The organism is Micromonospora fluostatini (assembly GCF_050410825.1).
Classification (GTDB): Bacteria; Actinomycetota; Actinomycetes; order Mycobacteriales; family Micromonosporaceae; genus Micromonospora; species Micromonospora rosaria.
Map to the genome: position 1 here is coordinate 1,643,723 of NZ_CP191251.1, position 22,447 is coordinate 1,666,169.

Consider the following 22,447-nt stretch of genomic DNA (forward strand, 5'->3'; position numbering starts at 1 on the left):
GGATGTTCCTCCCTGCGGGTCGTTCCCCGTTGGACCACGATCCGTGGCCGTTGTGGAAACTGTCGGGCAGAAGGCCAACTTCCGCCTATCACCGCGCTTTCCCGCAGGCATCGGACCTGGCCGGGGCGGAGGGCGGTGACCCTTGCGGCGCAGGTTACCCGTGGGGAACAGCAGGAACTGGACCATCCCGACGTGCGATTGCGCAACCTACGGACGGTTCGAAAGAGATGATCTCTACGCTGGTGGACAGCGCCGCTGAGATGGGGTGAGCTACGTGAAGAATAGTCACTTCTGAATAGCTGTCGGCACGGGAGACGCATGCCCGACTCGTTCACCGCCAGACCAGTCGCCGGGGACCGGATCATGTTCCGGGTGCTCGGCCCCCTGCAGGTGGAAGGGCCGACCGGCACGGTGCGGATCCCACCCGGTCGCCAGGAGATCATTCTGGCCTGCCTGCTCATGGAGGCGGGTCGGGTGGTCGGCACCGACCGGCTGCTCGACCTCATCTGGCACGAGGAGCCGCCGGACACCGCCCGTACCCAGATCCAGATCTGCGTCTCCCGGATCCGCAAGAGCTTCACCGCCGCCGGGGTGGCCGCCGCGGTGGTCTCCCGCGCCCCCGGGTACGTGCTGAGCACCGACGAGGACACGGTGGACCTGCAGGTGTTCAACCGGCAGGTGATGGCCTCGCGGGTGCTGGTCAAGGAGGGCCGGATCGCCGAGGCGGCCGAGACGCTGCGCGCCGCCGTGGCCCTGTGGCGTGGTCCCTGCCTCAGCGGCATCCCCAGCGAGGCGCTGCGCACCCGGGGGCTGCGGCTCGACGAGGACCGGCTCACCGCCATCGAGACGTACCTGGAACTGGAGCTCGGCCTCGGCCGCAGCCACGAGATCGTCGGCGAGGTCAGCCGGCTGGTGCACGAGTACCCGCTGCGCGAGCGGTTGCGCGGTCAGTTGATGCTGGCGCTGTACCGCTCCGGGCGGCAGGCCGAGGCGCTGGAGGTCTACCGGGAGGGGCGGGCGCTGCTCGCCGAGGAACTGGGCCTGGAACCGGGGGAGGAGCTGCGCCACCTGGAGAGCGCCATCCTCGCCGGCGACCCGGCCCTGTACGCCGCCGGCGCCGCCCCGCACGGCCCGGAACACGGCCGGGCGACGGTCGCCCCCGTCGCGCCGACCCCGTACGGCGAGGAACGCCCCCACCAGCTACCGGCGGACACCGCCGACTTCGTGACCAGCGAGCCGCTGGTCGGGTCGATCGAGACCGCCCTGCTCGGCGACGACGGCCGGCGGTCGCTCGGCGTGGTGGTGATCGCCGGCAAGCCGGGCATCGGCAAGAGCGCGATGGCCACCCACATCGCGCACCGGCTCGGCGGGGAGCGGTTCCCCGACGGGCAGCTCTACTGCGACCTGCGCGGCGCGGGGTCCGAACCGGTCAGCGCCAAGGACGCGCTCGGCCGGTTCCTGCGGGCACTGGGCATCCCCGGTCCGGTCATCCCCGACGACACCGACGAGCGCGCGGAGATGTACCGCACCCTGCTGGCCACCCGCCGGATGCTGGTGGTGCTCGACGACGCCGCCAACGAACGGCAGATCAGCCCGCTGCTGCCCGGCAGCAGCAGTTGCGCCGTGCTGGTGACCAGCCGGTCCCGGCTGACCGCGCTGCCCGGCGCGCAGCGGGTCGAGCTGGACGTGCTCGACCAGGCCGAGGCGCTGGACCTGCTGGGCCGGGTCATCGGCGCCGACCGGGTCGGGCGGGAGCCGGAGGCCGCCGCCGCGCTGGTCCGCACGGTCGGCGGGCTGCCCCTGGCGTTGCGGATCGTGGCGGCGCGGCTGGCCGCCCGGCCGCACTGGACGCTCGCCTCGATGGTGCACCGGCTGGCCAACGAGCGGCACCGCCTCGACGAACTGGCACACGGCGAGATGACCATGCGGGCCAGCCTGTCGCTGACCCACGACGGGCTCAACCGCGCCGACCGCCGGCTGCTGCGGCTGTTCAGCCTGGCGCAGGGGCCGACGATGCCGGGCTGGATCGCCGGGGCGCTGCTCGACGACCACCGGCCCATCCCGTCCGACCTGGTGGAACCCCTGGTCGACGTGCAGATGCTGGACGCCGTCGCGGTCGAGTCCACCGGCGAGTTCCGGTACCGCTTCCACGAGGTCATCCGGCTGTTCGCCCGGGAGCAGCTCGCCCTGCACGACAGCCCGGCGGTGCAGCTCGCCGCGACCGAGCGGATGATCGGCGGCTGGCTGGCGATCACCGAGCAGGCCCACGCCCGGGTGTACGGCGGCGACTTCACCGTGCTGCGCGGCTCCGCGCCCCGCTGGCAGCCCCCGGCCGGCTACCTCGACCGGATCCTCGCCGACCCGATCGAGTGGCTGGACAGCGAGCAGGCCAACCTCTGCCTGGCGGTGGAGCAGGCCGCCCAGGCCGGGCTGGACGAACTCTGCTGGGACCTGGCCACCACGCTGGTCACCCTCTTCGAGGCACGCGGCTACTTCGACCACTGGGAACGGACCCACGAGCGGGCGTTGCAGGTGACCCGGGCGGCCGGCAACCGGCGCGGCAGCGCCGCCGTGCTCAGCTCGCTGGGCACCCTGCACATCAGTCGGCAGCAGCCCGAGGAGGCACGCCGGTCGCTCGGGGCCGCGCTGGAGATCTTCGACGACCTGGGCGACGTGCACGGGCTGGCGCTGTGCCGGCGGGATCTGGCCCTGCTGGAGCGGCAGGGCGGCGACGACGACCGGGCCCTGGTGCTCTACGAGCACGCCGCACGGGACTTCGAGCGGGTCGGCGACATCGTGGGTCGGGCGACGGTGCTGACCCAGAGCGCGCACATCTGGATGCGCCGGGGTCACAGCGCGGTCGCCCACGCCCAACTGGAGGAGTCGTTGGAGATCTTCCGCTCGGTGGGGTACACCCGGGGGGAGGCGCACGCGTTGCGCCGCGCCGGTCAGGTGCAGTTGCAGCGGGGCGAGCACGCGCAGGCCGAGCAGACCCTGACCGGGGTGCTGACCATGGTGCGCCGCAGCCGGGACATCATCGGCGAGGGGCACCTGCTGCGCAACCTCGGTGAGGTGCACGCCGCGACCGGGCGGTACGACCAGGCACGGGGGGCCTTCGAGCGGGCCCTGGCGGTACGGGAACAGATCATGGACCACGGCGGTGCGGCGGCGGTACGGCTGGACATCGCCCGGTTGATGGCCCGCACCGGTGCTCCCGGTCAGGCCGGGGAGCTGTTGGAGCACGCCGTGGTCACGTTCCGCGAGCGGGGGATGCGGCACGAACTGCGGGAGGCGGAGCGGCTGCTGGAGGACCTCGCCGCGCGGCGGTCCGCCGCATCCTGACCCGCCCTGCGGCGGTCCGCCGCATCCGGTGACCCGCCCTGCGGCGGGTCTACCGCCTCCTGACCCGCCGGGTCAGTCCCAGGGGTGGTTGGCGCTCGGGCTCGGGCTGGGCGTGACCACCACGGGCCCGCCGGTCGGGGCGGGGGCGTCGTCGGCCTGGGCGGTCGCCGCACCAAAGGTGATGAATCCGGCGATCGCGGCGGCCACGGCGAAGATCTTCAGTGCGGTGGTGCGGCCCATGTCGACTCCTTCGAGGCTTTCCCGGTGGGGTTGACAACAAGCTATCGACGGGCGGAATCCCGGCCTTATCCCAGCAGTTATCCCGGCGCTATCACCGTTATCGCGGTGGGGTGGCCGGGCGGTTGCGCCGGGATGGCGAGGCGTCGTCCAGCGCCCCCGCCGGCCCCGCCGGCACCCCCGGACCGTCGTCCTGAGCTGCCCCGGCGCGGGGCTTGGGCGCGTGATGCCCCGCCGATAGCGGCGTGCGGACGATGGATTGCGACGGGAAGGAATCCCGGCCATGGGATTGACGGTAGTCACCGTCCGCTCCCCGTTACCGACATCGCCCGCAGCCGGAGAAAGTGGAGAACGCGATCATGAGCATCGACGTACGGACCACCGAGGACGTCCCGCAGTTCGGCCTGCTGATCCGTCAGCACCGGATGCGGATCGGGCTGACCCAGCGCGAACTGGCCGACTTCTCCACGGTCAGCGTGCGGGCCATCCGCGACCTGGAACAGGGTCGGGCCCGCCGCCCTCGGCAGGACACCGTACGGCTCATCGCCGACGGTCTGCGGCTCGGCCTGCGGGCCCGCGCGGACCTGGAGACCGCCGCCAACCAGGGCCGGACCAGTTGGGCGGTCAAGGCCAGCTACGAGGCCGAACCGCCGGCGCCCCCGGTCGCCGTCGACGCCCTGCTCGGTCGGGAGCAGGAGACCGCCGTCATCACCGACGAACTCGGCTCCGGCGCCGAACGCCTGGTGACCATCGTGGGCACGAACGGGGTCGGCCGGACCCGGCTGGCCGTGGAGGTGGCGACCCGGCTGCACGCCGCCGACCGGACCCCGGTGCTGTGGTGCGCGGTGGCGCAACCGCCGGCCGGGGCGGGCGGGGACCGCCTCGCCGCCCTGGTGCGCGGCTGCGTCGACCAGCTCCTCGACACCGCCGACCCGGCGGCCGGCGACGACCTCACCGCCTTCGTGGAGACCGTCGCCGACCGGCCACCGCTGCTCGTGCTCGACGGCCTCGGCGACCGGACCGTCCGCCCCGAGCGCGTCGCCCACCTGCTGCGCGGCTGCCCCGGACTGCGGCTGCTGGTCACCGCCGACCGGCCGCTCGACGTACCCGGGGAACGGCCCTTCCTGCTCGCCCCGCTCGCGCTGCCCGAGGAGACGGACCCGGCCGACCCGCTGGCCGTCAACCAGGTACCCACGGTCCGGCTCTTCGTCGAGCGGGCCCGGCGGGCCCGGCCGGACTTCACCCTCACCGCCGCCGACGCGCCGCTGGTCGCCGACATCTGCCGGCGGGTCGACGGGCTGCCCCAGGCGGTGCAGGCCGTCGCCTCCTGGCTGGTCGTCTACGACGTCCCGACGCTGCACCAGTGCCTGCATGGCGATCCCGCCGGCCTGCTCCAGCACCTCGCCGGTGCGGAGGGCGGCACCCGGCTGCGCGACGCCCTGCACCGCCGCCTGGCGCTGCTGCCGGCCGGCGACCGCGATCTGCTCGCCGCGCTCTGCGCCCGGGGCGACACCTTCGGCCTGCCCGACGTGATGGCGCTGACCGGCCGGAACCTGCCCGACAGCGGCCGGGCGGTACGCGACCTGGTGCTGCACGGCCTGGTCCGCCCGAGCTACGAGGCCGGGCAGTCGCGGTTCCGCATCCTGCACCTGGTCCGCGCCGCCCAGCTCTGCGGGCCCGGCGTCGAGCCGGTGCCGGCGGATGTCGCGGCGTGACGGGACCTACCGGGGCCGGGACCCCGCCGGCAGACCCCGCCGGGCCTCGCGCAACTGCTGGGCGGGTGCCGGAACAACTGCCGCCGGCCGGCCGGGGCCGCCGGTTGAATGACTGCACACCGAGCGGGAGCGAACCCGGCGGGTTGGCCGCCGAGCTCGATCACGGTACGAGGGAGGACGACCTTGTCGGCTGATGTCGAGTACAGCAAGCACACCAGAACGGCCGTCATCGCCGGCCTCGGCGCGTACGTGCCCGAGCGGGCGGTGAAGAACGACGAGGTCGCCGCGCAGCTCGGCGTCACCACCGACTGGATCCGCGACCGGACCGGCATCGAGCAGCGGTTCCTCCTCGACCGGGACGGCGGCACCTCCGACCTCGCCGTCGAGGCGGGCCGGCGGGCCCTGGAGTCCTGCGGCAACCCGGCGATCGACTTCCTGATCCTGGCGACCTGCACGCCGGACCACCCGTTCCCGGCGACCGCCCCCGCCGTCGCCGCCCGCCTCGGCCTCAAGGGCATCGCCGCCTTCGACCTCAACGCCGCCTGCTCCGGGTTCGTCTACGCCCTCTCGGTCGGCGCGGCCATGCTCGCCTCCGGCGCGTACGGCACCGGCCTGGTCATCGGCGCGGACGCGGTCTCCACCATCATCGACCAGTCCGACCAGATCACCGCCCCGCTCTTCGGCGACGGCGGGGGCGCGGTGGTGATCCGCGCGGGCCGCCCCGGCGAGCAGGGCAGCCTCACCGCCCACCTGCTCGGCAGCGACGGTGACCTGCTGGACATCATGAAGACCCCGGCCGGCGGCTCGCGGCAGCGGGCCGTCGGAGTCACCGTCGACGCCGAGCACAGCTACTTCACCATGGCCGGCCGGTCGGTCTACAAGCACGCGATCAACCGGATGAGCCTGGCCTCGACCCGGGTGCTGGAGCAGATGGGCTGGACCGTGGACGACGTCGACTGGCTCGTCGCGCACCAGGCCAACCGGCGCATCCTCACCGCCACCGCCGAGGCGATCGGCATCGCCCCCGAACGCGCCGTGATCAACGTGGACCGGGTGGCGAACACCTCGGCCGCCTCCATCCCCCTGGCCTTCGCCGACGCGGTGGAGGCCGGCACCTTCACCCCCGGCGACCGGGTGCTCCTGGCCGCCTTCGGCGGCGGAGCCACCTGGGGCGCGGCGGCGCTGACCTGGCCCGACCTGGGCTCGACGCCCCGGTTCGCGACCGCCTGACCCCCGACTCCCCGACCGGCCCGACCGGCCCGGGGCGGACCAACCGGCAGCACCCCGACCACAGATCCCGCCCCCGAGGGCGGACAGCCGATGGGAGAGACCCGTGAACAACACCCTGGAGTCCGCGACCGACACCCTGGACCGGGTGAACGAGATCGTCCTGGAGCAGGTCCCCGACCTGGCCGTGCGGATCGGCCCGGCCGACCGGTTCAGCCAGGACCTCGGGATCGACTCGCTCACCTTCGTCGACATCCTGGTCAAGGTCGAGAAGAACTTCGACATCGAGATCGACGACGACGAGCTGGCCAGCGTGCAGACCGTCCAGGACATCCTGGACCTCATCGCGCGGAAGCAGTGACCCGTCCGCCGGTAGCCCCCGCAGGTCCCCGCAGTCCCGACGACGGCCCACCGCGTCCCCACGTCAGCTGACGGCGTCGCGGTGGGCCGCAGTCGTCCATCCGTCCGTTCCGCACTCCTCGCAGATGGGGGTCCATCATGTCCGGTCCGGTGAACCAGGCCCGGCCACTCAACGCGGCACAGCTCGGCGTCTGGTACGCCCAACGGCTCGATCCGGGGAACCCGGTCTACAACATGGGCGGCTACCTGGAGATCCGTGGCCCGCTCGACCCCGGGATCCTGCTCGCCACGATGGCCGCGCTGGTGGCCGAGGACGAGACGTTCCGGCTGCGGTTCACCGAGGTCGACGGCGTGCCCGCGCAGTACGTCGGACCGGCCCCGGACTTCACCCCGACCCTGCTGGACCTGAGCGCCGAACCGGACCCGACGGCCGCGGCGCTGCGTCACATGCGCGACGACCTGGGCCGGGCCCCCGACCTGGAACGGGACCTCCTGTTCCACCACCAGGTCTACCAGCTCGGGCCGGAGCACTTCCTCTGGTACAACCGGGCCCACCACCTGATCCACGACGGGTACACCTCCACGGTGGTCCGGCGGCGGGGCGCCGAGCTGTACACCGCGCTGGCCGAGGGGCGCGCTCCCGTCGGCCCCGCGCTCGGCTCCTTCCTCGCCACCCTCGACGAGCAGGCGCGCTACCCCGGCACCGGGGCGCACCGCCGCGACGGGGCGTACTGGCGCACGCTGATGGCCGGTGCCAGCTACCCCCCCGGCCCCGCCTCCGCCGACAAGCCCACCAACCGGATCGTCCGCCAGGTCACCCGGATCGCCCCGGAGATCGCCGACCGGCTGCGCCGGTTCAGCGAACGGGCCGGCGTGACCTGGCAACAGGCCCTGATCACGGCCGCCGCCGTGCACCGGTACCACTGGACGGGCCAGACGGACGTGCTGCTCAGCCTCCCGGTCCCCGGGCGGGTCACGCCGACCGCGATCAACGCGCCCGGCATGATGGCCAACATCCTCCCGCTGCGCTGCCGGATCGACCCCGCCGAGCCCGCCGAGGCCCTGGCCGCGCGCACCGCCGGGCAGACGCTGCGCGCCCAGTGGCACCAGCGGTACGACTCCACCGACCTGCTGCGGGACCTGGACTGGCCCACCGACGGGCACCGGCAGTTCGGTCCGGTGGTGAACATCGTGGCCGGCGACGAGCACGACACCTTCGCCGGCCTGCCCGCCGTGCACCACCTCTTCTCCACCGGCGGGACCGCCGAGGACCTCGCGGTCACCGTCACCCACCACCCCGAGGGCGGACTCCGGATCGACGTCAGCATCGACGCGGCGTACGCCGACAGCGTCGACCTCGACGCGTACCAGCGCACCTTCCACCACCTGCTGGCCGGGATGACCGACCGGCCCGGCGTTTCGGTCGGCGAGCTGACGCTGCTCGACGACGCCGACCGCCACCGGATCCTGCACGACTGGAACGCGACGGCGGTGCCGGTGCCGGACGAGTCGCTGGCCGCTCTGTTCGCGGCGCGGGTGGTGGCGGCCCCGGGGGCGGTGGCGCTGGTCGGCGAGGGCGGTCGGCTGTCCTACGGCGTGCTGGACGCGCGGGCGAACCGGCTGGCCCGGCACCTGCTGGCGGCGGGCGTCCGCCGGGGTGACGTGGTGGGGGTGCTGCTGGAGCGGGGGTTGGACTTCGCGGTGGCGCTGGTGGCGGTGGTGAAGACGGGTGCGGCGTACGTGGTGCTGGACCCGGAGTTCCCCGACGAGCGGCTGTCCTGGACGGTGGCCGAGACCGGCGCCTCGGCGGTGGTCAGCCGGGCCGACCTGGCCGCCCGGCTCGGCCCCGCCGGCCGGGTGGTCGCCGTCGACGCGGAGGCGGCGGCGATCGCCGCGCGGCCGGGCACCGACCCCGGTGTCGGGATCGATCCGGGTGACGTGGCGTGTGTGATGTTCACGTCGGGGTCGACGGGTGTGCCGAAGGGTGTGGTGTCGTCGCATCGGGCGTTGGTGGGGTCGGTGGTGGGGCAGGGGTATTCCTGTTTCGGGCCGGGTGAGGTGTTTTTGCAGTGTTCGCCGGTGTCGTGGGATGCGTTCTCGTTGGAGTTCTGGGGGGCGTTGCTGTTCGGTGGGGTGTCGGTGTTGCAGCCGGGGCAGCGTCCGGAGCCGGGGTTGATCGCGTCGTTGACGGTCGAGCACCGGGTGTCGATGTTGCAACTCTCGTCGGGGTTGTTCAATCTGTTGGTGGATGAGTATCCGCAGGTGTTCGACGGCCTGCGGGTCGCCTTCACCGGGGGTGAGCCGGCGTCCCCGGCGCACGTGGCGAGGATCCAGGCCCGGTGCCCGGGACTGCGGGTCGCCAACGGGTACGGCCCGGCCGAGTCGATGGGCTTCACCACCACCTACGACGTGCCGGCGGGGATCACCGGCGCCTCCGTTCCGGTCGGCACCCCCGTGGCCAACAAGCGGGCGTACCTGCTCGACGGCCGGTTGCGGCCGGTGCCGGTCGGGGTCGTCGGCGAGGTGTACCTGGCCGGCGTCGGTCTGGCGCACGGGTACCTGAACCGGCCGGGTCTGACGGCGGAGCGGTTCGTGGCGGATCCGTTCGGGGGTGCGGGGGAGCGGTTGTACCGCACGGGTGATCTGGCCCGGTGGACGGCGCGGGGTGTGTTGGAGTTCGTGGGTCGGGTCGACGGTCAGGTGAAGGTGCGCGGGTTCCGGGTGGAGCCGGGCGAGATCGAGGCGGTGTTGCTGCGGCACGACGCGGTGGCGCAGGCCGCCGTGCTGGCCGCGCCCGATCCGTCCGGCACGCTGCGGCTGGTCGCGTACCTGGTGACCGAGGCCGGTACCGCGATCGAGGTGCCGGAGGTGCGGCAGTGGGTGCGGGGGCAGGTGCCCGAGCACATGGTCCCCTCGGCGGTGGTGGTCCTGGAGCGGATGCCGTTGACCGCGAACGGGAAGCTGGACCGGCGGGCCCTGCCCGCGCCGGAGTTCACGGCCAGCGCGGGTCAGGGGCGGGCGGCGCGGGACGCGCGGGAGGAGATCCTGTGTGGCCTGTACGCGGAGGTGTTGGGGGTGGCGTCGGTCAGTATCGACGACGACTTCTTCGAACTCGGCGGGCACTCCCTTCTCGCGGCGCGGTTGGCCAGTCGGGCGCGGGCGGTGCTCGGGGTCGAGTTGACCATCCGGGATGTCTTCCAGGCCCCCACCATCGCCACCCTCACCGGGCACCTGGCCGACACCGGTCGGGCCCGCCCCCGCCCCGCCGTCGTCCCCGCCGACCGGGCCGACCGCATTCCGCTGTCGTACGCCCAGCGCCGGCTCTGGCTCATCGACACGCTGGAGGGGAGCAGCCGGACGTACAACGTGCCGCTCGCCGTCCGGCTCACCGGTGACCTCGACGTGGCCGCCCTGCACCTCGCCCTGACCGACCTGGTCGGCCGGCACGAGATCCTGCGGACCGGGTACCCCACGGTCGACGGGGAGCCGTACCAGCGGATCCACCCGCCCGCCCCGGTCACCCTCGACCGGCAGGCCGTCAGCCCCGACGACCTCGACGCGCGGCTCGCGGCGGCGGCCGGACACGTCTTCGACCTCGGTGCCGCCCCGCCGGTCCGGTTCACCCTGTTCGACCTGGCCGCCGACGACCGGGTCCTGCTGATCCTGCTGCACCACATCGCCACCGACGGCCAGTCGTTGCGTCCCCTCTTCGCCGACCTGGCCACCGCGTACGCGGCCCGGGTCGGTGGCCGGGCCCCCGAGTGGACGCCGCTGCCCGTGCAGTACGCCGACTACGCGCTCTGGCAACGGGCGGCCCTCGGCGACCCGGCCGACCCGGCCAGCCTGCACGCCACCGACCTCGACTACTGGCGGCAGGCCCTCGCCGGGCTCCCCGAGGAACTCGGGCTGCCCCTGGACCGCCCCCGGCCCCCGGTCGCCGACCACCGGGGCGGGGCGGTGGCGGTGCGGATCGACCCCGCGCAGCGGCGGCGGATCGCCGACCTGGCCCGCCAGCAGCGCTGCACCCCGTTCATGGTGCTCCAGGCCGCGCTGGCGCTGACCCTGACCCGGTTCGGCGCGGGCACCGACGTGCCCATCGGCACCCCCGTCGCCGGCCGCAGCGACCCGGCCCTGGACGGCCTCGTCGGGTTCTTCGTCAACACCGTCGTCCTGCGGACCGACACCTCCGGCGACCCGTCCTTCGCCGACCTGCTCGCCCGGGTCCGCAGCACCGACCTGGACGCCCTCGCCCACCAGGAACTCCCCTTCGACCTGCTGCTCGAAGCCCTCAACCCGGTCCGGACGCTGGCCCGGCACCCCCTGTTCCAGGTCTGCCTCGCCCTCGACGACGCGGCCGACGGCCAGCTCCGGCTGCCCGGCGTGCACTGCGGACGGGGCGGTGTGGTGGACACCGGGGCGGTCAAGTTCGACCTGGAGTTCCTGCTCCGCGACGAGGGGGACGCCGGCATCGGCGGCGCGCTGCTCTACAGCACCGCGATCTTCGACCACGGCACCGTCGAACGCCTCGTCGCCGGTCTGCTCCAGGTCCTCGACCAGGTGCTCGCCGACCCCACCCGACCGGTCGGCACCGTCGACGCGATCGGTGCCGACGAGCACCGGGCCGTCGTCCACGACTGGAACGCGACGGTGGTGCCGGTGCCGGACGAGTCGCTGGCCGCTCTGTTCGCGGCGCGGGTGGTGGCGGCCCCGGGGGCGGTGGCGTTGGTCGGCGAGGGCGGTCGGCTGTCCTACGCCGTGCTGGACGCGCGGGCGAACCGGCTGGCCCGGTTGCTGCGCTCCCGGGGCGTCCGGCGCGGCGCCGCCGTCGGTGTGCTGCTCGAACGCGGGTTGGACTTCGCGGTGGCGCTGGTCGCGGTGGTGAAGACGGGTGCGGCGTACGTGGTGCTGGACCCGGAGTTCCCCGACGAGCGGCTGGCCTGGACGGCGACGCAGGCGGGGGCGGCGGTGGTGGTGACCCGCGACAGCCTCGCCGCCCGGGTGGCCGCCGGCACGCCGGTGGTCCGGGTGGACACCGACGCCGAGGCCGTCGCGGCGCACCCGCCGCTCGACCCGGGCATCCGGGTCGACCCCGGTGACGTGGCGTGTGTGATGTTCACGTCGGGGTCGACGGGTGTGCCGAAGGGTGTGGTGTCGTCGCATCGGGCGTTGGTGGGGTCGGTGGTGGGGCAGGGGTATTCCTGTTTCGGGCCGGGTGAGGTGTTTTTGCAGTGTTCGCCGGTGTCGTGGGATGCGTTCTCGTTGGAGTTCTGGGGGGCGTTGCTGTTCGGTGGGGTGTCGGTGTTGCAGCCGGGGCAGCGTCCGGAGCCGGGGTTGATCGCGTCGTTGACGGTCGAGCACCGGGTGTCGATGTTGCAACTCTCGTCGGGGTTGTTCAATCTGTTGGTGGATGAGTATCCGCAGGTGTTCGACGGCCTGCGGGTCGCCTTCACCGGCGGGGAACCCGCCTCGCCGGCCCACGTGGCCCGGATCGCCGCCCGCTGCCCGGACCTGCGGGTGGTCAACGGGTACGGGCCCGCCGAGTCGATGGGCTTCACCACCACGTTCGACGTCCCCGCCGACGTCGACGGCCCCACGGTGCCGATCGGCCGGGCCGTCGCCAACAAACGCGCCTACGTCCTCGACGACCGGTTGCGGCCGGCACCGGTCGGTGTCGTCGGCGAGGTCTACCTCGCGGGTGTCGGCCTGGCGCACGGGTACCTGAACCGGCCGGGGTTGACGGCGGAGCGGTTCGTGGCGGATCCGTTCGGGGGTGCGGGGGAGCGGCTGTACCGCACGGGTGACCTCGCCCGGTGGACGGCGCAGGGTGTGCTGGAGTTCGTCGGCCGGGTCGACGGTCAGGTGAAGGTGCGGGGGTTCCGGGTCGAGCCGGGGGAGATCGAGGCGGTGTTGCTGCGGCACGAGGCGGTGGCGCAGGCCGCCGTGCTGGCCGCGCCCGATCCGTCCGGCACCCTGCGCCTGGTCGCGTACCTGGTGACCGAGGCCGGTACCGCGATCGAGGTGCCGGAGGTGCGGCAGTGGGTGCGGGGGCAGGTGCCCGAGCACATGGTCCCCTCGGCGGTGGTGCTCCTGGAGCGGATGCCGTTGACCGCGAACGGGAAGCTCGACCGGCGGGCCCTGCCCGCGCCGGAGTTCACGGCCAGCGCGGGTCAGGGGCGGGCGGCGCGGGACGCGCGGGAGGAGATCCTGTGTGGCCTGTACGCGGAGGTGTTGGGGGTGGCGTCGGTCAGTATCGACGACGACTTCTTCGAACTCGGCGGGCACTCCCTTCTCGCGGCGCGGTTGGCCAGTCGGGCGCGGGCGGTGCTCGGGGTCGAGTTGACCATCCGGGACGTCTTCCAGGCCCCCACCATCGCCACCCTCACCGGGCACCTGCCCGCCGCCGCCCCGGCCCGCGCCCGCCCGGCCCTGCGCCGGCGCACCCAGGCCGGCACCGCCCTGCCCAGCGGCCCGACCAGCGGCTGAATGCGCGGGGGAACCTGCCCCGCAATCTGCCGCTGCCCACCGGGAAACGTCGATAGTCTCCTTCCGAATGGGATCGAAGAACTGTCGTAACGCCGATTTCCCCGGCCCGATCCTGTCCTTTTCGCAATTCTTTCCGACGCGCGTCGACGAATGGAGCGCACCGTGGATCCTGCCCGACAGTACGACTCGACCGACGGTCCGGGGACGCCGACGCCCGCCCCCGACGACGTCGTCTGGGTGCTCCCCGGCGACGACGCCCACCGGACGTCCCTGCTGGTCCTGCCGCACGCCGGCGGCAACGCCCACGCCTACGCCCCGTGGCGGGCGCTGCTGCCCACCGGCGTGCGCCTGCTGATCGGCCAGTACCCGGGGCGGGGCGCGCGGTTCAGCGAGCCGTTGCCCGAGCGGATGGCCGACCTGGTCGACCCGATCGTGGCCAGCCTGCCCGCCGACACCGACGACCTGGTGGTCCTCGGCCACAGCATGGGCTCCCTGGTGGCGTACGAGGTCGCCCGGGCGCTCACCGCCGCCGGCCGCGCGCCGCGCGCCCTGATCGCCTCGGCCTGCCGGGCCCCGTTCCTGCCCAACCCCAGCCCGGTGCACCCCGAGACGCTCGACGACGACGCCCTGGTCACCGCGATCCAGACGCGTGGCGGCACCGACGACGGCATCCTCGACGAGCCGGAGCTGCGGGAACTGCTGCTCCCGTCGATCCGCGCCGACTTCGCCATCGACGACGCCTACCGGCACGCCGGGGCCGAGCCGCTGACCTGCCCGGTGACCGTGATCGGCGGCGACGCCGACCCGGTGGTACCGGCCGAGGCGCTGGCCAGTTGGACGCAGGTCACCCGGGCGGACATCGTCACGCGGATCCTGCCCGGCGGCCACTTCTACTTCCAGAGCCAGCTCGACGCGTTCCTGTCGATCGTCACCGGCGTGCTCGACGGCGGCCTCGTCCGGTCCGACGCCGCCTGACCCCACCGACCCCCCCAGGAGGATCCCATGTCACCGACCGCCCAGGCGGTACCCGCCACCGACCTCGACGTGCAGCGGGAGGCGGGCCGGCCGGCCGTCACCGTCACCCCGTACCTGCCCACCATGGACGCCGCCGTCGAGTGGCTCACCGCCCATCACGCCGCCCTGCGCGCCGAGCTGCTGCGCTCCGGCAACCTGCTGATCCGGGGTCTGCCGGTCGCCGACACCGCCGACTTCGCCCGCGCCCGGGGCGTGCTGATGCCGACCCGCACCGGGTACCGGGAGAAGGCCACCCCACGCACCGACTTCGGCGAGGGCGTCTTCTCCTCCACCGACCTGCCGGCCGTGCAGCCGATCCGGTTGCACAACGAGAACAGCTACACCCTCGACTTCCCCGGCACCCTGATGTTCGGCTGTCTCGTCGCCCCCGAGACCGGCGGCGCCACCACCGTCGGCGACACCCGGGAGGCGCTCCGGCGGATGCCCGCCGACCTGCGGGACCGCTTCGCCACCCACGGCTGGCTGCTGGTCCGCAACTTCTCCGAGCTGGCCGGGCTGCCCTGGCAGACGAGCTTCGCCACCGAGGACCCCGCCGAGGTGGAGCGGTACTGCGCCGAGCACGTCATCGGCCACGAGTGGCTGGCCGAGGGGGAGCTGCGGACCCGCCAGCGCCGCTCGGCCATCGTCACCCACCCGGTCACCGGTGAGCAGAGCTGGTTCAACCACTTCGCCTTCTGGAACCGCTGGTCCCTCGACGCCGACGTGCGGGACGTGCTGCTGGAGACGTACGGCGAGGACGGCCTGCCGTTCGACACGTACCTCGGCGACGGCTCCCCGCTCACCCGCGACGAGGTCGACACCATCAACCAGGTGTACACCGAGGTGACCGTCCGGGAGACCTGGCAGGTCGGCGACGTGATGCTGGTCGACAACATCGCCTGCGCCCACGGGCGGGAGGCGTTCACCGGCGCCCGCAAGATCGTGGTGGCGATGGGTGACGAGGTGGCGCTGGCCGACTGCCAGCCGCAGACCGCCCCGTCGGCCACGGCGCACGGGAAGTGAGCCGGCGATGACCAGCGCGCTCACCCGCCCCGCCGACCTCGACCAGGCGGTCCCCGCCCGGGACCTGCTGGACCGGCTCGCCGAGGTCCCCGCCGACCGGACCGCCGTCGTCGCCGGTGACACCACCCTCACCTTCGGCGACCTGCGCGAGCGGGCCGCCCGGATCGCCCGCCGCCTCGCCCGGCACGGCGTCGGTCCGGAGAGCGTCGTCGCGCTCTGCCTGCCGCGCGGCGCGGACCTGGTGGCGGCCCTGCTCGGCACCCTGACCGCCGGGGCCGCGTACCTGCCGGTGGACCCGCGCCTGCCCGCCGAACGGCGCCGCTACCTCGTGCAGGACGCCGGTGTCGACCTGGTCGTCGTGGCCGACCCGGGCGTCGAGCCGCTGACCGGCGGCGTACCCCAGGTCCCGGTGGCGGAGCTGACCGCGCCGGACGGCGACACCGGGTACCGGCCGGTGCCGGTGCGCCCCGGCGCCCTGGCGTACGTCATCTACACCTCCGGCTCCACCGGCCGGCCCAAGGGTGTCGAGATCAGCCGGGGCGCGGCGGCGGCGCTGCTGGCCGAGCTGGAGTCCACCGGCATCGTCCGGGGCGAGGCGGGCCGGGTCGGCTGGAACGCGTCCCCCTCCTTCGACGCCTCCGTCCAGCAGTGGGTCCGGGTCTGCCGGGGCGACACCCTCGTCATGCTCGACGACCAGACCCGCGCCGACCCGGCGCTGCTCGCCGCGCTGATCGGGGACGCCGCCCTGACCGACCTGGACATCACCCCGTCGCACGCCGACCCGCTGCTGGAGCACCTGCCCGCCGCCGGGGCGGCCCGGCCGTTGACCCTGCTCGTCGGCGGCGAGGCGATCAGCCCCGCGCTGTGGGGGCGGATCGCGGAGCTGGTGGCGAGCGGCGTGCTGCGGGCGGTCAACGTGTACGGCCCGACCGAGTGCACCGTCGACGCCACCGCCGGCTGGATCACCGGCGAGCACGCCCCGCACATCGGCACCGTCCTGCCCGGACTGAGCCTGCGGCTGCTCGACGACACCCTGACCCCGGTCACCCCCGGCGAGGTCGGTGAGCTGTACCTGGCCGGCTCCCGGGTCGGACGCGGGTACCGGCGGCGGCCCGGCCTCACCGCCGAACGGTTCGTCGCCGACCCGGACGCCGTCGACGGGCGGCGGATGTACCGCACCGGTGACCTGTGCCGGCAGCTCCCCGACGGCCGGCTGGAGTACCTGGGCCGGGCCGACGGGCAGGTCAAGGTCCGGGGCCACCGCATCGAGCTGGGCGAGATCGAGGCCACCGTCGCCGGGCACCCGGCCGTCGTCGAGGCCGCCGTGGTGCTCCACGGCGACCCGGCCGGCGAGCCGACCCTGGTCGCGTACTACCGGGCCACCGCCGCCGTCGACCCGACCGAGCTGCGCGACCGGGCCGCCGCCGACCTGCCGGCGTACATGGTGCCGGCGGCGTTCGTCGCGCTGGACCGGTTCCCGCTGACCAACAGCGGCAAGCTGGACCGGGCGGCGCTGCCCGCCCCCACCGGGGCCGCCGTCCCGGACGCCCCGGCCGCCGGGGACGAGCCCACCGGCCGGGTGGAGGAGCTGATCGCCTCGGTCTGGCGGCACGTCCTCGGGGCGTCCCGGATCAGCGCCGACGACAACTTCTTCAAGCTCGGCGGGCACTCCCTGCTGGCCATCAAGCTGGTCGCCGGGGTCCGCCGCGAGCTGGGCCTGAGCCTGCCGGTCCGGGCCGTCTACGAGAACCCCCGGCTGCGGGACCTGGCCCGGACCATCGAGTCCCGCCTCGACCAGCCCGCCGCCGGCTGAGCACCCCGTCATCCGCAACCCACCGGCGTGCGACCTGTCGGCGAACCCCGCCCCGGACAGGTCGCACGCCCCTTTCCCGAGGTCGTGGCGCCACGGCTGACGACGTCGTGGTCGAACAGGAGGAGTGTCCCGTGATCCCGTTGTCGTACGCGCAGCGCCGGTTGTGGTTCCTGAACCGGTTGGAGGGTCCGTCGGCGACGTACAACGTGCCGGTGGTGGTGGAGTTGTCGGGGGTGCCGGACCGGACGGCCCTGGCCGCGGCGGTGGTGGACGTGGTGGCGCGGCACGAGGTGCTGCGGACGGTCTTCCCGTCGGTGGACGGCGAGCCGGTGCAGCGGGTGCTGGGCGGGTCGCCGGTGGGCCTGTCGGTGGTGGAGTGCGCCGCCGCCGAGGTGGACGCCCAGGTGTCGGGATTCGCCGGGGAACCGTTCGACATCGCGGTGGACGTGCCGGTGCGGGTGCGGTTGTTCGTGGTGGACGGTGTCCGGTCGGTGCTGGTGGTGCTGCTGCACCACGTCGCCACCGACGGCGCCTCCACCGGCCCCCTGCTGCGTAACCTGTCCACCGCGTACGCGGCCCGCGCCGCCGGCACGGCCCCCGCCTTCACCCCCCTGGAGGTGCAGTACGCCGACTACACGCTCTGGCAGCGGGAGCTGCTGGGGGAGGAGTCCGACCCGGACAGTGTGCTGACCCGGCAGCTCGCCTGGTGGCGGGAGACCCTGGCCGGCGCGCCGCAGGTGCTGGACCTGCCGCTGGACCGGCCCCGCCCCACCGAACCGTCCCGGCGCGGCGGCACCGTCACCGGCTGGCTCGACGCCGACGCGCACCGCCGGCTGACCGACCTGGCCCGCGCCCGCCGGGCCAGCATGTTCATGCTGCTCCAGGCCGGGCTCGCGGCCAGTCTGAGCCGGGCCGGGGCGGGCACCGACGTGCCGATCGGCGCGCCGGTCGCCGGGCGGCCCGACGAGGCGCTGCACGACCTGGTCGGCTTCTTCGTCAACACGGTGGTGCTGCGCACCGACCTCACCGGCGAGCCGGGCTTCGCCGACCTGGTCACCCGGGTCCGCGACGCCGACCTGGCCGCGTACGCCCACGAGGACGTGCCCTTCGACCTGGTCGTGGAACGCCTCAACCCGGACCGGTCGCTCGGCCACCACCCGTTCTTCCAGGTCATGCTCACCGTCGACACCGCCGCGCCGGCCGGCGTCCGCCTCGGTGACCTGGCCGGCACCCTGCGCCCGGCGGCCCTCGCCTCGGCCAAGTTCGACCTCACCGTCTTCTGCACCGAGGTCCGCGCCGACGACGGCGCGCCGGCCGGCGTCGAGGTCTGGGTGCAGTACGCCACCGACCTGTTCGACGAGGCCACCGCCCGGCTGCTGCTCGACGTGTACCTGCGGCTGCTGCGCGCCGCCGCCGCCGACCCGGCCACCCCCGTCACCGCCCTCGACGTGCTCACCGCCGACGAACGGCAGGCCCTCGCCGACCGCCGCGCCGCCACCCGTACCGCGCCCGCCGCCGCGCCCGCCGCCGGGCCGGTGCACGACGACCCGCTCACCCCGCGCGAGGAGATCCTCTGCGGGCTCTTCGCCGCCGCCCTCGGCGTCGAGCGGATCGGCCGGCACGACAATTTCTTCCGCTCCGGCGGCCACTCGCTGCTCGCCACCAAGCTGGTCAACCGGATCCGGTCCGTCCTCGGCGTGGAGATCGGCCTGCGGGACCTCTTCCTCACCCCCACCGTCGCCGGGCTGGACCGGCGCATCGGCGAGCTGACCGGCACCGGCCGGCGGCCGGCGCTGACCCCGCTGCCCCGGCCCGACCTGGTGCCGCTGTCGTTCGCCCAGCGCCGGCTCTGGTTCCTCAACGAGATGGGCGGAGCCAGCCGGATCTACAACATCCCGGTGGTGCTCCGGCTGGACCGGCCGCTGGACCCGGCGCTGCTCACCGCCGCCGTCGGTGACGTCCTCGCCCGGCACGAGGTGCTGCGCACCGTCTACGCCGCGGTCGACGGGGAGCCGTTCCAGGTGGTCCTGGAGCGGGCCGAGCCGGCGGTGACCGTGCTGGACACCCCCGCCGCCGACCTGCCCCGGGTGGTGGACGCCGCCACCGGACACGTCTTCGACCTCGGGGTGGAGATCCCGCTGCGGGTGTGGCTGATCCGGGTCGACGACGGCAGGCAGCTCCTGGTGGTGCTGGTGCACCACATCGCCGGGGACGGCTGGTCCACCGGGCCGCTGCTGCGCGACCTGGCCGAGGCGTACGCGGCCCGTGCCGCCGGCACCGCCCCCGGCTGGACGCCCCTGCCCGTGCAGTACGCCGACTACACGCTCTGGCAGCGGGACACCTTCGGCACCGCCGACGACCCGGAGAGCCTGCTCGCCCGGCAGCTCACCCACTGGCGCACCACCCTGGACGGGATGCCGCAGCTCCTGCCGCTGCCCGTCGACCGGCCCCGCCCGGCGCTGTCCAGCCAGCGCGGCGACGTCGTCCCGTTCACCCTGGACGCGGCGACCCACGCCACCCTGCTCCGGCTGGCCCGCGACCACGGCGCCACCCTGTTCATGGTGCTCCAGTCCGCGCTGGCCGCCCTGCTGTCCCGGCACGGCGCCGGCACCGACGTGCCGATCGGCACGGTGGTCGCCGGCCGGGGCGACGACGCCCTCGACGACGTCGTCGGGTTCTTCGTCAACACCCTCGTGCTGCGCACCGACGTCGCCGGCGACCCCACCTTCGCCGAGCTGCTGGGCCGGGTGCGGGACACCGACCTGGCCGCCTACGACCACCAGGACGTCCCCTTCGAACGGCTGGTCGAGGAGCTGAACCCGACCCGTTCCACCGCCCACCACCCGCTGGTGCAGGTCACCCTCGTGCTCCAGAACACCGGCGCGCCGCCCCGGGCCGGGTCGCCGCTGGCCGGCACCGAGGTCCCCTTCGACACCGGCACCGCGAAGTTCGACCTGACCCTGGCGGTGCGGGAGGACCACGACGGGAGCACCCCGGACGGGGTGCGGGGGGTGCTGGAGTACGCCACCGACCTCTTCGAGGCGGACACCGCGCGGCGGCTCGCCGACCGGCTCGCCCGACTGCTGCGCGCCGCCGCCGCCGAGCCGGACCGGCCGGTCGCCGACCTCGACCTGCTCACCGAGGAGGAGCACCGCCGGTACGCCGCCGGTCACCCGCACCCGGCGCGGCCCGCCGCCGGCCTCGCCGACCTGGTGCAGGCCCGCGCCGCCGCCACCCCCGACGCGGTCGCCCTGGTCACCGGGGACCGTCGGATCACGTACGCCGCTCTCGACGCCGACGCCAACCGGCTCGCCCGGCACCTGCTCGCGGCCGGCGTGCGCCGGGGCGAGGTGGTCGGGGTCCTCACCGCCCGCCCCGCCCTGCCGCTGGCCGCGCTGGCGGTGCTCAAGGCCGGCGCGGCGTACCTGCCGCTCGACCCCGACCTGGCCGACGGGCCGCTGGCCGCCCAGGCCGGCGCGGTCCCGCTCGCCGCGCTGGTCACCGAGGCCGGGCTGGCCGGACGGCTGGCCGGTCCGGCCACCGGCCCGACGGTCCTGCTCGACCCGCCCGCCGCCCGGACGGCCCCACCGGTCCCGCCGCTGCCCGGGGTCACCCTCAGCCTCTCGGTGCCGGGTCGCACCCTGGACCTGCCGATCCCCGGCATCAGCCTCACGCCGCCGGTCCCGCCGGCCCGCCGCCGGCCCGCCGACCCCGCCGGGGCCGGCGACTGGCGGGCCCGGCCGGCCGACCCGCCGCCGGTGCGCCGCGACCCCGCCGACCCGGCGGTCGTCCTGGTCGCCCCGGCCGCCGCCGGTGCGCCGCTCCCGGTCGCGCTCCCGCACCGCGCGGTGCTCGCCGCCGCCGGCCCGCTGGACCCCGGAGCGGACCAGGTCCGGCTGTCCTGGGCGGCCCCGGCGTCGGCGGAGTTCACCGCCGGCCTCTGGGCGGCGCTGACCTCGGGCGGCACCTGTGTCCTGACGGCCGAGCCCCACCCCACCCCGGCCCGCCTCGCCGACCTGGTCGCCGCGCACGGCGTCACCACCCTCGACCTGCCCACCGGGCTGTTCGAGCTGGTGGCCGACGAGCACCCGGCGACCCTCGCCCGGCTCCGGCAGGTCACCACCGGGGGCGCGCCGCCGTCGGTCACCCACCTGGCCCGGGTCCGCCGCCAGTACCCCCGGCTGCGCCTGGTGCACGCGTACGGGACCCCGGCGGGCGGCGCGTACGCCCTCGGCCACCCGGTCGACGCGCCGCAGCCCGGCCGGCCGGTACCGGTCGCCGGGGCCGACCAGCGCTGCCACGTCCTGGACGCCCGGCTGCGGCCGGTACCGGTCGGGGTCGTCGGCGAGCTGTACCTCTGCGGCCCCGGCCTGGCAGACGGGTACCCGGGCCACCCGGGCGGCACCGCCGCCGCGTTCGTCGCCGACCCGTACGACCCGGCCGGCGGGCGGATGCTGCGCACCGGCCAGCTCGCCAGCCGGGCCGCCGACGGCACCCTGCGCCTGCACGGGCCCGTCGCCGGGACCGTGCTGCGCGGGGCGCGGATCGACCCGACCGAGGTGACCACGGTGCTGACCGCCCACCCGGGGGTCCGGCGGGCCGCCGTCGTGGTCCGCACCGACGAGCCGGGCGGTGAGCGGCTGGTGGCGTACCTCGTCCCGGCCGACCCGCCCGCCGCCCCCACCGTGGCCGAGCTGCGCCGGCACGCCGTCGAGGCGTTGCCGGAGCACCTGCGCCCGGCGGAGTACGCGGTCCTGGCGACGCTCCCGCTGACCCCGGACGGACGGCTGGACAGCGCCGCGCTGCCCGCCCCGGCGGAGGCGGCGAGCACCGCCGGCGCGGCGGCGAACCCCCGGGTGCGGCTGCTGCGGGACCTCTTCGCCGAGGTGCTCGACGGGCGGCCGGTCGGGCCGGAGGACAACTTCTTCCGCGTCGGCGGGCACTCGCTGCTCGCCGTGCGGCTGGTCAACCGGATCCGGTCCGCCCTCGCGGTCGAGATCACCATCCGGGACGTCTTCCAGGCCCCCACCCCGGTCGCCCTCGCCGAGCGGCTCGCCGCGAGCGCGGGCAGCCCCGGCGCGGAACGGGCCCGCCCGACGCTGCGTCGCCGCACCGGCGCCGGGGCCACGCCCGGCTAGAACCCGCCGCCCGGCGCGGACCATCCTGCCGCGCCGACTGCCGCCGACCCGGCGGCGCGCTGACTAACCTCAGGTCAACGCGCCGCCGGGTCGTT

General features: G+C 74.8%; 10 protein-coding genes. 9 read left to right on the forward strand and 1 reads right to left on the reverse strand.

The genetic code is table 11. The features are described 5' to 3' along the window. Nucleotides 1-318 precede the first annotated feature (318 nt). Nucleotides 319-3,342: an AfsR/SARP family transcriptional regulator gene (locus ACQUFX_RS06915; protein ID WP_428965194.1), complete on the forward strand. Its 3,024-nt coding sequence runs from the start codon at nucleotides 319-321 to the stop codon at nucleotides 3,340-3,342. A gap of 72 nt (nucleotides 3,343-3,414) precedes the next feature. Here the strand turns inward: ACQUFX_RS06915 and ACQUFX_RS06920 are convergent, their stop codons facing one another. Beyond that, entirely contained in the window at nucleotides 3,415-3,582 is a 168-nt protein-coding gene (locus ACQUFX_RS06920) for a hypothetical protein (RefSeq protein ID WP_428965195.1), read from the reverse strand. Nucleotides 3,583-3,938: 356 nt separating this feature from the next. On the opposite strand from ACQUFX_RS06920, the gene ACQUFX_RS06925 reads away from it, so the two are divergent. The 8 genes from ACQUFX_RS06925 to ACQUFX_RS06960 all read left to right on the forward strand — a co-directional run bounded on the left by ACQUFX_RS06925 (nucleotide 3,939) and on the right by ACQUFX_RS06960 (nucleotide 22,352). Then, nucleotides 3,939-5,294, forward strand: a complete 1,356-nt coding sequence (locus ACQUFX_RS06925) for an ATP-binding protein (RefSeq protein ID WP_428965196.1) — start codon at nucleotides 3,939-3,941, stop codon at nucleotides 5,292-5,294. A 183-nt stretch (nucleotides 5,295-5,477) separates the two neighbouring features. Then, nucleotides 5,478-6,524 (forward strand): beta-ketoacyl-ACP synthase III, encoded by a 1,047-nt coding sequence (locus ACQUFX_RS06930; RefSeq protein WP_428965197.1) that lies wholly within the window; start codon nucleotides 5,478-5,480, stop codon nucleotides 6,522-6,524. 103 nt (nucleotides 6,525-6,627) lie between these two features. Then, nucleotides 6,628-6,882: an acyl carrier protein gene (locus ACQUFX_RS06935; RefSeq protein WP_169807126.1), complete on the forward strand. Its 255-nt coding sequence runs from the start codon at nucleotides 6,628-6,630 to the stop codon at nucleotides 6,880-6,882. Between the two features lie 137 nt (nucleotides 6,883-7,019). Then, on the forward strand, nucleotides 7,020-13,364 hold the full coding sequence (locus ACQUFX_RS06940; protein ID WP_428965198.1) for an amino acid adenylation domain-containing protein: 6,345 nt from the start codon (nucleotides 7,020-7,022) through the stop codon (nucleotides 13,362-13,364). A 162-nt stretch (nucleotides 13,365-13,526) separates the two neighbouring features. Next, complete coding sequence (locus tag ACQUFX_RS06945; RefSeq protein WP_428965199.1) at nucleotides 13,527-14,339, forward strand: thioesterase II family protein; 813 nt, start codon at nucleotides 13,527-13,529, stop codon at nucleotides 14,337-14,339. A gap of 27 nt (nucleotides 14,340-14,366) precedes the next feature. Next, nucleotides 14,367-15,401: a TauD/TfdA family dioxygenase gene (locus tag ACQUFX_RS06950; protein ID WP_428965200.1), complete on the forward strand. Its 1,035-nt coding sequence runs from the start codon at nucleotides 14,367-14,369 to the stop codon at nucleotides 15,399-15,401. Nucleotides 15,402-15,408: 7 nt separating this feature from the next. Continuing rightward, nucleotides 15,409-17,214 (forward strand): non-ribosomal peptide synthetase, encoded by a 1,806-nt coding sequence (locus tag ACQUFX_RS06955; RefSeq protein WP_428965201.1) that lies wholly within the window; start codon nucleotides 15,409-15,411, stop codon nucleotides 17,212-17,214. A 131-nt stretch (nucleotides 17,215-17,345) separates the two neighbouring features. Continuing rightward, nucleotides 17,346-22,352, forward strand: a complete 5,007-nt coding sequence (locus tag ACQUFX_RS06960; RefSeq protein ID WP_428965202.1) for a condensation domain-containing protein — start codon at nucleotides 17,346-17,348, stop codon at nucleotides 22,350-22,352. The last annotated feature ends 95 nt before the right edge of the window (nucleotides 22,353-22,447 follow it).